This window comes from Okeania sp. SIO2B3, assembly GCF_010672525.1.
In the GTDB taxonomy this organism is placed as follows: domain Bacteria; phylum Cyanobacteriota; class Cyanobacteriia; order Cyanobacteriales; family Microcoleaceae; genus Okeania.
Window position 1 is genome coordinate 22,902 of sequence record NZ_JAAHGH010000023.1, and the last position, 14,688, is coordinate 37,589.

8 protein-coding genes are annotated in these 14,688 nt (G+C 35.9%); 6 read left to right on the forward strand and 2 right to left on the reverse strand.

Annotation, left to right across the window (positions count from 1 at the left end; translation table 11 throughout):
- Window positions 1-194: 194 nt before the first annotated feature.
- Window positions 195-1,070, reverse strand: a complete 876-nt coding sequence (locus F6K15_RS17805; protein WP_293062895.1) for an alpha/beta fold hydrolase — start codon at window positions 1,068-1,070, stop codon at window positions 195-197.
- 776 nt (window positions 1,071-1,846) lie between these two features.
- Here F6K15_RS17805 and F6K15_RS17810 point away from each other — a divergent pair.
- Window positions 1,847-2,035, forward strand: coding sequence for a hypothetical protein (locus F6K15_RS17810; RefSeq protein WP_293062896.1), 189 nt, complete (start codon window positions 1,847-1,849; stop codon window positions 2,033-2,035).
- A 72-nt stretch (window positions 2,036-2,107) separates the two neighbouring features.
- A complete protein-coding gene (gene hpnJ, locus F6K15_RS17815) occupies window positions 2,108-3,541 on the forward strand; it encodes a hopanoid biosynthesis associated radical SAM protein HpnJ (RefSeq protein WP_293062897.1) in 1,434 nt (477 codons plus the stop codon).
- Between the two features lie 329 nt (window positions 3,542-3,870).
- On the opposite strand, the gene miaA is transcribed toward hpnJ, so the two are convergent.
- A complete protein-coding gene (miaA, locus tag F6K15_RS17820) occupies window positions 3,871-4,821 on the reverse strand; it encodes a tRNA (adenosine(37)-N6)-dimethylallyltransferase MiaA (protein ID WP_293062898.1) in 951 nt (316 codons plus the stop codon).
- 336 nt (window positions 4,822-5,157) lie between these two features.
- On the opposite strand from miaA, the gene gyrB reads away from it, so the two are divergent.
- From gyrB to F6K15_RS17840, 4 genes are all read left to right on the forward strand, one after another.
- A complete protein-coding gene (gene gyrB / locus F6K15_RS17825; RefSeq protein ID WP_293062900.1) occupies window positions 5,158-8,406 on the forward strand; it encodes a DNA topoisomerase (ATP-hydrolyzing) subunit B in 3,249 nt (1,082 codons plus the stop codon).
- Between the two features lie 245 nt (window positions 8,407-8,651).
- Entirely contained in the window at window positions 8,652-9,518 is an 867-nt protein-coding gene (locus tag F6K15_RS17830) for a 5'-methylthioadenosine/S-adenosylhomocysteine nucleosidase (RefSeq protein WP_293062902.1), read from the forward strand.
- 143 nt (window positions 9,519-9,661) lie between these two features.
- A complete protein-coding gene (locus F6K15_RS17835; RefSeq protein ID WP_293062904.1) occupies window positions 9,662-12,691 on the forward strand; it encodes a hypothetical protein in 3,030 nt (1,009 codons plus the stop codon).
- Window positions 12,692-12,693: 2 nt separating this feature from the next.
- Window positions 12,694-14,685: an ARC6/PARC6 family protein gene (locus F6K15_RS17840; RefSeq protein ID WP_293062905.1), complete on the forward strand. Its 1,992-nt coding sequence runs from the start codon at window positions 12,694-12,696 to the stop codon at window positions 14,683-14,685.
- Window positions 14,686-14,688: the final 3 nt, after the last annotated feature.

Genomic DNA, 14,688 nt, shown 5'->3' on the forward strand with positions numbered 1-14,688 from the left:
ATTTAATCCGCACAAATATCTTATTACATAAACTATTACAATCTGGCTCTCGAATCTGCAAACCTAAATAGTTTGCAATCAATTGAAGAAATTTTTGTAATAGAGTCTCATTCATTTTTATAGAATCAAAATCTCCTATAAGATCAAATCCTGTTATGTAGATTTGCCCCTCGTTGCGAGGATAGATTTTTTCATTATTTGATATTAACTCTACTATTGTAAACCAAAAAGTCAATTATTGCATCCAGAAGCAGTTCTGGTTCATCAACCCTGATTAAATGACCACTATTTTCAAAGATTCTTAAATCAGCATTGGGAATAGCTGTAGCGATTTCTTCTGACAATTCTGGAGGACAAATCCAATCATGTTTTCCTGCTATTATTAAAGTGGGAGTTGTAATTTTATCTAGCTCATCAAGCACATTATAATAACGTAAAAAACCGCCAAATGCAACATTAATAGCATCAGGAGATAAAATAGTTCTATTCCAACTTTTTCCTGATGTTTCTGGTTTATAACTTAATGAATACATAGGCATCATTAATTGGAAATATTCTTGCAGTTGGGCTTCATTCTCAAATTTACCATCCCATAAAAATTGAGCGATCGCTTGTTGTTTTTTTGTTCCTTTTTTGGCTAAATTAACTTTTGCTAGCTCTAAAAACCTAGAACTTCCAGCAGTAGCAATAACAATTAAAGATTTAACATTTTCTGGATAACGGACTGCATAACTGAGGGCAACCATTCCTCCATAAGAAGTACCAATAATCACAATTTTTTCTAGCCCTAAATATTGACGCAATGCTTCCATATCTTCCACATTATTTTCTAAGGTATAAGTTTCTTTTGCTCCCCTCGCCGATCGCCCTTGCCCCCGGTGGTCAAAATACACTAATTGTAATTTTTGACTCAAGGGAGAAAAGGTAGGTTTATAGGAAGTATGGTCTGCACCCGGTCCACCATGAATCACAAAAGCAACAGGTTTTTCTCGCATCCTTTCCCCATCTGGCACTAGGGCAGCACCTTCAACATCAAAATAGATTTCTGTATCTCTGATTTTAGCTAGCATTTTGTTAAAAAAAATAGAGTGTCAAATGAGATTTTTTATGATGATATTATACCATTTAAAACAAAGAAAATAATGTAGCAAACATTTATCACGCTTGTTATTATTCGAGCTATTACTTTTTGGGTTAACTTATACCGTTTCACAGAAGTCATATCATGTCAATTGGTATAGTCCCGTGTAAAAGTTGGGGAAATATCTACCGCCATATAAGTAAAATTTTTCCTTCTTCCTTCTTCCTTCTTCCTTCTTCCTTCTTCCTTACCTTCTCTATACAAGACCTATGCTACCGGAGATGATATCAAAAGTCAAAAGTCAGATCTTATAGGATAAAAACTTTGATCCTACAGTAATTTCAGGAAATTATTTGACGTTTCAGTAAAGATAAAAAGAAAATGACACTATATATAGTTATATAGTTAATATATAGTTATATAAATCATCTTTGTATATCAGAATTAATCAATTGGTCATATCAAGAATGGCATAAAATTTTGCATACCTATGCCAATGGTGGCTTGATAGTATTTGCTCAGAGAGCTTGTACAAATCTCAACTTTATACCATCTTTTAATCTATCAACTTCAGCCTTGATCATAACTCAACAAAATTTTGATGTTTATAAATGTTGGCAAGAATATTATGTAGAATTTACCGAAAAATTGTGGGTATGCGCCTCCCCTTTTAAGGGGATAATAAAGAAAAATTTTCATCTCTTTGTCAATCCTCTTCTTTCAAGGAGAGGTAATTATTCATTATTCATTATTCATTATTAATTGTTGAATCCAGATATTCCTCCAGAACAACAAGCTAATTATTTAGCCGATATTAGCAGATTAGGAGCAGCAGGAGTAATGGGAATTGCTTGGGGAAATCCCATGATTATAGGTTTAAACAGAGAAGAGGTATGCAACTATCAAAAACTTTTTTTGTTGAGAATTCTTGAATCAAAAAGTCGCTTCAGATAACTTATGGTATAAAAAGAAAACCTAGGAATGTTCCCCGGAATATCCCTGTATCTTAAGAGTCTACTATTCAAGATGAAAAAAACTCTATTTTTAAATCCTCCGTCCTTTGATGGTTTTGATGGAGGTGCCGGAGCTAGATACCAAGCAAAACGAGAAATTACCTCCTTCTGGTATCCCACTTGGTTAGCCCAACCTGCTGCTCTAGTACCCCGAAGTAAATTGGTAGACGCTCCTCCCCATAATCAAACTGTGGAAGATGTGCTCAAAATTGCTAAAGATTATGAACTGGTAATTATGCACACCAGTACCCCTTCCCTCGCCAATGATGTTAAATGTGCAGAAGCTATTAAGGCGCAAAACCCTGAGACAGAAGTAGGTTTTGTTGGCGCTCATGTAGCAGTTTTGCCCGAAGAAACTCTCAGGGATAATCCAATTATTGATTTTGTCTGTCGCAACGAATTTGATTATACCTGTAAAGAATTATCCGAAGGGAAACCTTTTGCAGAAATTAAAGGGTTGAGTTACCTTGATTCCCAAGGCAATATTCAGCATACCCCAGAACGAGAATTAATTCACGACTGGGATTCGATGCCTAGCGTTTTTCCGGTTTATGCAGAACATCTCGATATTCGTAAATATCTAATAGGTTATTTACTCAATCCCTACATCTCCTTATATACAGGTCGCGGTTGCCCTGCTAAATGTACTTTCTGTTTATGGCCACAAACTATCGGCGGACATCAATACCGTGCCAAAAGTCCCGAAGCAGTGGGGCGAGAAATGGCAGAGGCAAAAGCAATTTGGGGTAGCTCTGTACGAGAATACTTTTTTGATGACGATACCTTTACTATTGATAAAAAACGAGCGATCGCTATTAGCGAACATTTGAAACAACTGAAGCTGACCTGGAGTTGCAACGCCCGTGGAAATTTAGATTATGACACCCTCAAAGAATTGAGAAACAACGGACTGCGTTTGCTGTTAGTAGGTTTTGAATCTGGTAATCAAAAAATTTTGGATGGAGTCAAGAAAGGGATTAAATTAGAAGTCGCCCGCAAATTTATGGAAAATTGCCATAAGTTGGGGATTAAAGTTCATGGAGCTTTTATTCTTGGTTTACCCAATGAGAGTAGGGAAACTATTGAGGAGACTATCCGTTTTGCCTGTGAAGTCAACCCTCATACAATTCAGGTGTCGATCGCTTCTCCCTACCCTGGAACAGAATTATATAGTCAAGCTCAGGAAAATGGTTGGTTTACTGGCGATGCTTTGGTAGCAAATTCTGGAATTCAGATGTCAGCTTTGCAGTATCCTCATCTCTCAGGTAGTGAAATTGAAGATGGTGTGGAGCGGATGTATCGTCAGTTTTATTTTAGACCAAAGTCGATTATTCCTATAGTTGGTGAAATGCTGGCAGACCCGCAAATGTTGGTGCGTCGTTTGCGTGAGGGTCGGGAATTTCTCTCTTATCTGAGAGAGCGTCATCACAGAGCTGCTAGTCATTAACTTCAAAGTGATAATAAGTAGGTCTGTCAAATTAAATACAACGCGTTATAATCAAGTTTTTGTTTGTAGTTTTGCTCTAACCATTGAAATACTTGTCTTATTGCTAGAGCAAAACTACTGTAGTGATGAAAAAAACTATCTTCTTTATCAAAATCATAAAGGTCTAAAACCCCGCCTTTTAAGGCGCAATATTTTTGGAGAGTTGCTCACGCATCCCCTACTTCCCCTCCTGGGAGGGGTTAGGGGTGGGTTAACTTCTGACTTCTAACTTCTGACTTCTGACTTCTGACTTCTGACTTCGTTAATCTCCCCGCTCCCTACTCCCTTATCTATAAGTATTCAACCGGAGATGATATAAACTCCTCCACTCGCTCCCAAACTTTATCTAATAAACCTGTTGCTGCTGTATCAAACCATTCAATTTCTGGATATGCTCGAAACCAAGTCCGTTGTCGCTTGGCAAACTGACGAGTATGTAAAACTGTTGCATCTATTGCCTCAGTTAAACTAATATCTCCTGCCAAATATTGTTTCATTTCTGCATAACCCAATGTATCTAACAACGACAACTCCGTACCATATTTTTCACATAAAAATTTGACTTCCTCCACTAACCCAACTTCCACCATTTTATTAGTCCGATGACGAATACGATCACCCAAAACTTCCACATCACAGTCTAACCCGATCTGCAAAATAGGATAATTTGGTGGGTTTTCTCCCTGCTGTTGAGAAATTGGTTTCCCGCTCACATAAAAAACTTCCAATGCTCGCAACGTTCGTACCGCATCATTAGGGTGAATTTTTTGAGCAGCTATCCCATCAACTTGTTGTAACATTTCGTAACATTGTTTTTGGCCTAAATCTGCTAGCTGCGATCGCAACTTTTCATTAGGCCCAACTCTAGGAATCTTTAAACCTTTAACTACTGCCTTAATATACAGACCCGTACCCCCCACTAATAAACTCGGAGATGCCACATCAGTTTTACTAATTAAATCTTGTGCCTGTTCCTGGTATTCTGCTAGAGTTAAAATTTCCGTGGGTTCACAAATATCTACTAAGTAATGAGGTACTAATTCCCGTTCTGTTGTAGTTGGTTTTGCCGTTCCAATGTTAAAATATTTATACACTTGACGAGAATCTGCGCTGATAATCGCCGATCCTAATCTTTGGCCTAAACCCAAAGCTAATCCAGATTTACCCATAGCAGTAGGCCCACAAATAGTAATTAACATTATCTTCAGATAAATAACATTTCCATTGATAGAAAGTTTCATGGCACTTCACTACTTCTTCCTCATCTCTCCCATTATTTAAGTATTCAACCAAGCATAATATATAGCAGTCAAAGCAAAGGTTAGGACAGATCAAAAGCTTAAAACTCAGACAACGTAATACTTTTCCTTCTTCCTTCTTCCTTCTTTCTTCTGCTATAACTTCTGACTCCTGATTATAGACTTTTGACTTATATACTACTGGGTATATCCCCTAAATAAATTTCTCTTCAAAATAGCCTAGAGTCGCTTTTAAGGCTTTTATGTTATAATTTACTAGAACTTTATCATTTTTTGACAAAAGTTGCGATTAAAGCCATTATTAGGAGGGATATTGCTATGGCCAGCAGCGATTATGGCGCTGAACAAATACAAGTTCTCGAAGGTCTCGAAGCGGTACGCAAACGACCAGGAATGTACATTGGTACCACAGGGCCTCGTGGACTACATCATCTAATCTACGAAGTTGTTGATAACTCTATCGATGAGGCGCTAGCTGGTTATTGCACCCACATCGAAGTCGATCTGAATGAAGATGGTTCTGTTAGAGTTACAGATGATGGCCGGGGAATTCCGGTGGATACTCATTCTAAAACAGGTAAGTCAGCTTTAGAAACAGTTATGACAGTTCTCCACGCTGGAGGTAAATTTGGTGGTGGTGGTTATAAAGTTTCTGGGGGATTACACGGAGTGGGGGTTTCTGTGGTCAATGCTTTGTCAGAGTGGGTAGAGGTAACGGTTTGGCGGGATAAAAAGACACATATCCAAGGTTATGAGCGTGGCAAACCTACTGGTAACCTGAAATCTAAGTCTAATAAAGAAAAGCGCACGGGTACATCAGTACATTTTCTCCCCGATGAACAAATTTTTACTACAGGTATAGAGTTTGACTACAGTACTGTTGTTGGTCGTCTGCGAGAACTAGCATATTTGAATGCAGGTGTCAAGATTACGATTACAGACCACCGCCTAGAATTAATCAAAAGTGATGAACCACGAGTTGAATCTTATTGTTATGAGGGTGGTATCAAGGAATATGTTGTCTATATGAACCGGGAAAAGCAACCTTTGCATGAAGAGGTGATTTTTGTACAAGGGGAAAAGAATGATGTACAAGTGGAAGTAGCTTTGCAATGGTGTGTGGATGCTTTTAGTGATAATGTTCTCGGTTTTGCCAATAATATTCGGACTATTGATGGTGGTACTCATTTGGAGGGGTTGAAAACTGTTTTAACCAGAACTATGAATGGTATTGCTCGTAAGCGGAATAAACTCAAAGAAAGTGATTCTAATTTAGGTGGTGAAAATGTCCGGGAAGGTTTGACGGCAGTTATTTCTGTAAAGGTTCCTGAACCAGAATTTGAAGGTCAAACAAAGACTAAGTTGGGCAATACTGAAGTTAGAGGTATTGTTGACTCTTTGGTAGGAGAAGTTTTAACTGAATATTTAGAGTTTAATCCTCAAATTGCTGATGCAGTTTTAGAGAAGGCTATTCAAGCTTTTAAAGCAGCAGAAGCAGCTCGTCGAGCGAGGGATTTAGTTAGGAGAAAATCTGTTTTAGAATCTTCTCCATTACCAGGAAAACTAGCCGATTGCAGTACGAAAAACCCTGAAGAATCCGAGATATACCTAGTCGAGGGCGACAGCGCTGGAGGATGTTGGCTCAAAAATCAACAAATTGCTTTAGCTGATGGACGTAATCTCAGCTTTGGAGAAATAGTAGCCGAACAAGCTGAGGGTAAAGAACATTTTTGTTACACAATTAATGAGAAGGGATATGTGGCAATTGAAAGGATAATTAATGCGAGAATGACGAAGGAAAATGCCAGAGTTATTAAGATAACTTTGGATAATGATGAAACTCTAATTTGTACTCCAGATCATCCTTTTATGCTCAGAGATGGTAGTTATAAACCAGCAGCTTTATTAACACCAAATGATGCTTTGATGCCTCTGTATCGAAAGTTATCTCAAAAGACAAAAACTGGTCAGGGATTAGATGGTTATGAAATGGTTTGGAATCCAAAAAAAGATAGTTGGATTTATACCCATTTGTTAGCAGATTTTTATAACTTGAATGCAGGAGTATATAAGTCAGGAGATGGCAACCATCGTCATCATGTTGATTTTAATAAACTCAATAATAATCCTACCAATATTCAACGACTTCCAGCAGAGGACCACTTAGCATTACACAGGGAACATCTTGAATTCACTTTGCATCGTCCTGATGTCAAAGAAAAAAGTCGTCAAGCTCATACAACTGATGAATATCGGGCGAAGATGAAGGAACGAATGCAGGAACCTGAGACGCGAGAGATTTTGTCACAACAAGCGAAAGCACAGTGGGAAGTTGATGAATATAAAGCTTTTATGGTTCAGAAATGGCGGGAGTTTTATGATAGCAATGAAGAGTATCGTGAAGAAAATCGCGAACAGTTAATGAAAGCGCAGCAGGAATATTGGAGTAAAGCTGAGAACTGTGAAGCTCAAGCTGAACGAGTGCGGGATTATTTTGATAATAACCCAGAAGCACGGGAGGCAGCTTCTGAAGTAGCAAAACAGCAATGGCAAGATGAAGATTTGTTGGAGTGGCGACGGCAAAAAACTAAGGAACAGTGGACTCCTGAATTTCGTGCCAAACGTCGCGAGGCATTAAATAAAACTTACTATCGCAAGACTCTTGAGGCGTTGCATAAGGTTTATCAGAGTTCTCGTTTCATAGATTTGGAATTGTATGATATTTATCGTCGTCGCGAGAAGGATAAGTCAATGTTGAAGTTTGAGACTTTCTGCGATCGCTATTTTGGAGGAGACGAACTTTTAGCGCGGGATGCTATTCGTAACTATAATCATCGGGTTGTTTCTATTGAACCTCTGGAAGAACGACGGGATGTTTACGACATTGAAGTTCCTAATACTCATAACTTTGCCTTAGCTAGCGGAGTTTTTGTGCATAATAGTGCCAAACAAGGTCGCGATCGCCGTTTTCAAGCAATATTACCGTTGCGGGGTAAAATTATCAATATTGAAAAAACGGATGATGCTAGGATTTACAAAAATAATGAAATTCAATCAATGATTACAGCTTTAGGTTTGGGTATCAAAGGTGATGAGTTTGATGTTGCTCAACTACGCTATCATAAAGTAATTATTATGACTGACGCAGATGTTGATGGTGCCCACATCCGCACGTTGTTATTAACATTTTTCTACCGATATAAACGAGCGTTGGTTGACCAGGGTTATGTGTATATTGCTTGCCCTCCTTTGTATAAAGTGGAGCGGGGTCGGAATCATTACTATTGTTATAGCGATCGCGAACTCAACCAACTGGTTCAAAATGAGTTTCCTGCTAATGCTAACTATACTATCCAAAGGTTTAAAGGTCTTGGTGAAATGATGCCAGCACAACTTTGGGATACAACAATGAACCCAGAAACTCGGACTTTGAAGCAAGTAGAAATTGAAGATGCTGCGGAGGCGGATCGGATATTTACGGTGTTGATGGGCGATCGGGTTGCTCCCAGGCGTGAGTTTATTGAAACTTATGGACCCAAATTAAATATTACTGATTTGGATATTTAATTAGGTAGGGTGGGCAAATGTGAGTTGATGTTGGATGGTATAACTCAATATTTGCTCACTCTAGAATTGCGATCGGTAGTATAGTAAATTTGGCTAGACAAAAGGCTTTTTACTGTAAAAAAATTGGGTCTAAAGTTCTATCCTTTGAGGACAGCTTTTTTATAGATTTTCAGTTGTCAATCTTACTTTAAATTTGCTAGGGTAAGTATGTAAAGGATAAGTAAGTTAATTAAAAAGATAAATCTATGCCTTGTTCAGTTATTCTAACAGCTATTCCAATTGAATATATAGCGGTACGCAATCATCTAAGTAATTTACAAGAGATGATACACCCTCAAGGAACAATTTATGAGAAGGGTCAATTTTCTGGTAAATACAATGAATGGGAAGTAGGTATTGTGGAAACAGGTGCAGGAAATTCATCCGCAGCTATAGAAGCAGAAAGAGCGATCGCTTATTTTAATCCTGATGTGATTCTGTTTGTAGGGGTAGCAGGAGGCATGAAAGATGTCAAACTAGGAGATGTGGTAGCAGCTACCAAAGTTTATGGTTATGAATCAGGGAAGGTAGCGCAGACATTTAAACCTAGACCCGATTTAGGTCTTTCAACCCATGATATGATCCACCGGGCAAGAGCTGAAGCTAGAAAAACAGATTGGTTAGCTAGACTTTCTGATTCAGCAAACCCTACAGTATTTGTTGCTCCTATTGCAGCCGGAGAAAAGGTGGTTGCGAATAAAGAATCGGATTTGTTTAATTTTCTTCAAAATAATTATGGTGATGCTTTAGCAGTGGAAATGGAAAGCCATGGTATTTTGCAAGCTGCTCATGCTAATCAAAAAGTTTCAGCATTAATTATTCGAGGGATTTCTGATTTAATTGATGGTAAGAGTAAAGCCGATGCTAGTGGCTATCAAGAAATAGCGGCTCATCATGCTAGTGCTTTTGCGTTTGAGGTATTGGGCAAACTAAAACCAGATACCAATAGCGAAAAGCAAGTAGATAAAAGTCCAGTTATTCCTGAGAGTCAAGGACCTAAATATCAATTCTTTGGAAGTGTTGAAGCTCAAGTCATTGGAGACGGGGCAACTATAAATAATAACAAGAAGTAGGTAGATAAAATTATTTTTATATAATTTTTTTGTTGTCGATTCTTATGATAGCTCTATGACACAGAAATCAAAAATGCACAATTAATTCTGTCTAGTACTTAAATAATAAATACTAATAAATGAAGCCAATGAAAATTTAAAATATGAATCAGCCTAAATATCAATTTAATAAAGATGTTAAGAGTCAAGTAATTGGTGATTATGCAAAAATAGCTAACTATTATGGTGATGTTGTTTTTGAGGAAATATCTCTGGAAAAAATAAGATTATTTCAGTTTAAAAGTCCAGAGATAACTCCTGAACTCCTGAATATACTCAAAGAAGAAAGGCTTTTAGTGTTAGGAGGTAATCTAGGAATTGATAAAAAACAACTAGCTTTCAATCTTGCTTTGCTTCTTGGAGAAAAGATTACAGAAGAAATCCCAGAATCTTACAAAGATAGATCGCCTGTTAAGCAGTGGCAACAAACTTCTAATCACCAGCTAGTTAACCTTGAACTAGAAATTACTAAGACAGATTCAACAACGATTTTTGTCTTGATCGATCTTACTCCTAAAAATTTTACATCAAACTTATCGGAAATTTATGAGACAATAAAAGCTAATGAAAAACATTATGTAATTATTAGCAGTGAAATAAGTTTTTCGAGTTGGCGCTTAGAAAAAAATGCTAGAAAATTTTTCCCTGACTTAACTAATAAAATTACTTATAGCCAAAATTATTTAGCAAGAGAACTTTTCGACCAACTCAAAAAGGTAAACTTACTAGAAGGATTCTATCCTTGTTTAAAGAATAATAAACAGGGTTTACGCCAAGAATTAATTCGAGTAGCGAAAAGTTTGAATACGCCAACTAATTTGTTCCGTTTTGTAGATATTTTGCGTCAGGAATTAGAGGAAAAAGTCGAAGAGGAAAAAACTGAAGAGGAAAAAAATAAACAAAGAGAGATTGATATTGATAATTTAATAGAAATTGCCAAGAATGATGAAAAATTTATCAGAAAACTTTATTACGAAATTCTTGATTCACGCGAACAACTACTAGCTTTGGGATTAAGCTTTTTTGATGGTCTTTTTGAAGACCAATTATTTGCTGCTTTAGAAACTTTAGTCAAAAAAGTATGGCAGGAAAGAGATTCATCTTTGCGTGCTTTAGACTATCATGATTTAGAGAAACTTCAAGAAAATTATTTTAAGTTTTTCCCCAATAGATTATATCAAAATATCTCTCCTAATTTTAGAGTTATTAAAACCAAAAATTATAAGTTTGATGCTCCGTCTATTAATATACTATCCCGCGACAACCGTCGGACGCTGTTGAAAGTAGCATGGGAAAGTCACGGGAGACAGATTATAAATGCGCTATCTGTCTTAATAGAGCTTGTTCAAAAATCGGTATTTAAAGATTATTCCCAATGGGAATTGTATGGTAATGCAATAAAACGTAATCAGTTACGCAAAGTAATTGGTGAAACAATTACAGACCTTGGTTTAGTTTCTGCCAGTATAACTGGTGATTCTACAATTGCAATGACTAGAATTCAAGGAGCTTTAATTACTCTAGCTTTGGATAAGAATATTATTGTACAGAACGTTGCAGCAGAAGTAATTGCACAATGGTATTCTTATGGTCGTCAACAAGAATTTTTTCAGATTATTGAAAGCTTTTATAGCATAACTATAGATCAAGATATTTTTGAAGTCATTCAAGAAGAAGAATTTCAAACAACTGAAGACCAAAGCAAAATATCAGCAAAAATAATTAATTTTTTCAAGAATCGTTTAGGGAAGGAAAATGAAATAGAATATAATCAAAACGAACAAAATATATTCACAAAAACAAGCAGTTTTATAGTTAACAGTCTGGCTAACTTAAGCTGGTTTCAAGATGAATTAGAAGAAATTGAAAATCCTCAATTGCAAGAGTATTACTTAGGGAAGAAAAACTTAAAATCTATTATTGCTGTAGATGAGTCATTTGATGGGAATATATATTTAATTAAATCATTGGATAGTCATTGGCAATATCAAATAAATAAGGGAAAAAAATATTTATACAAGTATAGATTATGGCAAGAAGAATTAATATTTCGTAGTTGTTTAGAATATTCTCCTGAAATTCTTTTACGAGCTTCATTTTATCGAGGCTATATAGAGTGGAAAAATAATCTACAAGAAGGTGAGGTTAGAGATGATTGTATTGGTGCTACTGTAGCCTTAGCAGTAACTAACTCTGCCATCAATGATTATAATAAAGATGTCAATAAACATCAACTCTCAGGAAAATTATATGAGTGGTTAGAAGAATTATCAGAAAGCAGATTTCCTCTAGTTCATCTTTACTTTGGTTATCATACCCTTTTTCATATAGTTCCTTTATATTTAGAACAATTAAGTGATTGGCTAAAAGAGATAACTCAGAAACACGCAGACTTTTTAAATCATGCGATCGCTTTAAGTTTAGCTCATGCTTATATTTACTCGGATGAAAACCGAAAAAATGTTCTTAATATACTTGATAAATGGTACACTGAATGTCTTCAGGTTCAATCCACTAGAGATATAGATATAACTAAGATTACTAAGTATGATACTTTACTGAAAACTGTAGTATTAACCTATGGACTAATAGAGTATAAAGAAGAAGATAAAAATAATATACTGATTCAGGTAGTTGAGAGATTTGAAGAAATTCTCAAAGAAAAAAAATCTCTCTTAATTTTTAACAAAAAGAATCATCCTTTTATTCGTGAAGCTGTTATCTTAGCAATTAATAATATAACACTACGATATTTTAATGAGATTGAAAATAAATTACAAAATTTAGTTTTCTATTTGACAAATCGTGAACGTAACTATTTTGTTGGTATCCTGACTGAAATTTATCTTGAACAACGTGCTAGCTTAAAAGATGGTGATGATGAAATCAAAGTAAAAGGACGTTTGTACCAAATTTGGCTTGACTCAGAACCTCCATTAACTCACATAGAAAAAGCATTATTTCGGTGGGTTAGGAGAGAGCAAAATCAAGCTGATCAAAACAAAAAAGTAACAAAACCAAGAAAAGCTAAAACAGCAGCCCAAAAAATTGCTTTACTAGCTTTTACTTCTTTTGCTATAGCTTTAGATCGAGAAGAAGAACGTCGTATTAAAGAAATTAAGGAGAAATGTTAACTATGCAAAATGAAATTAACTCTCGCCCTAATTCTCATCAAAATATATCTTTGATTAGTTCTTTATACAAAGCTTTCTGTTTATTACCTGAAGCACTACAACAACGTAAATATAATAAAAGGACCTTAAAGTTTGTGTTGAGTAAGTGGAAAAAGACTTCAGAAGATGATGAAATTCCAGTAATTGCAAAACGGCTTCAGATTGAAATGTTTTTGGTAGAATGGGGTTGGGTGATTGGAATTTTGGTAATTATAATCGGAATTTTAGCGATTAATATAGTTATATTTAAAGGAAAAGAAAAAACAGTAGTAATATCACCATTACCAACAAATACAAAGTCGCCAAGAGAAAAAATTCCCGATTGTATCAAAGAAAATAATTGTATTTCTATAATTGATATAGCTAATGTTGAAGATCTTATTTCACCTTACTTCAGTAAATTAACAGTAAAATTCACAACAAACGTCACACCTGAGGACAAAATAAGTATCCGTAATCATGGCATAAATTCGGGTCAAATTGGTATTGATGGCAACGACATTACCTACAGTGGAACTATTATCGGTAATTTCACTGGAGGTGAAGGAACAACACCTCTGGAAGTTACTTTTAATAGAAACACTACACGGAAAATTGCTGAAGTTGTAGTTCGCAATATTGTCTATCAGAACGTCTCAGAAAATCCTACTTTTGGCTCTCGTACAGTAGAGTTTAAGATCGCCGATGGTTATAATGCTATCAGCGAACCCTTCAGCACAAACATTAATGTTATTCCTACACAAAAAGACATCACTCTCAATGTTCCTACTGCTCAAACTGTTAAAGAAAATGCAAATTTAGCTATTAGTTCTATTAGTATTAATGGTTCTGAAAATCAAAAAATTACAATTACTCTTCAAGTCAGTAACGGTCAACTCACAGTTAAACCCGATGTAGTTGGTGGATTAACTTCTAAAGAAATCAGCAATAATAAAAGTAACAAAGTGACTCTAAGTGGTACGGTTGCGGAAGTCAATACCACTCTAGCTAATTCTGATAGTATCATCTATCAAGGAAATCAAAACTTTAGTGGAGAAGATTCTCTTAGCATTACTATGTCTATTAATAATCTAGTGAAAGGTTTGGTCTGGCCACCTAATGCTCTAATTGTCGAACCTATTAGCAAAAGCGTCAGCATAACCGTTAATCCTCTCAATCCTCCACCTGTGATTAATGTTCCTAGGGATATCCAAGTCCCCGACCAAAATAGGGATTTCCCTATTACTGATATTAATATTAGCGATCCAAACAATCAAAATATCAGTGTTATTCTAGAAACTGTAAACGGTAAACTGACTGTAAAAACAAATGTACCTCAAGGTTTACCAGAGGATAATATCGAAAATAACCAAACTCAGGAAGTTACTTTAAGTGGCAATATAAGTCTTATTAATAATATTTTTGCAGCTCCTAATGGAGTCATTTATAGAAGTCAACAAATCGATCAAGATTCTCTAAAAGTGATTGTTAATGACGGTAAAAATACTGTTAGTAAAACGGTTAGTATCATTGTTAACGATCGACCTGCTATTAGAGTTCCAAAGTATGTCATCACTAGCAATGGCATCAGAATTACCGAACCAGAAGCGGTAAGACTAATAAAATCATGGTTACAAGCAAAGAAAAAAGTCTTTGCTTATCCATTTAGTATTAAAATTCTCAGACAATATACAACAGGTCAATATTTTGAGCAGAGAGAAGGAACAGTTGAATGGCTGAGAAAAGAGTATGGGTATTATAGGTTTGGCGATCCTACAGTTCAAGCTTCTGGAAAATTTGATGAAGAAGGAGATCGGGTAATAATTGATGTAAGAATATACCAAAGCTCTACACTTTGGGTTAATGGAATAATTGATAGAACACGGAGTAATCCCACCACTGGTGTATATCGTTATAGTTTACAGTGGGAAAATGGTCGTTGGAAAATTGCTGGTTCTCAGAAAATAAGCCAATAAAAT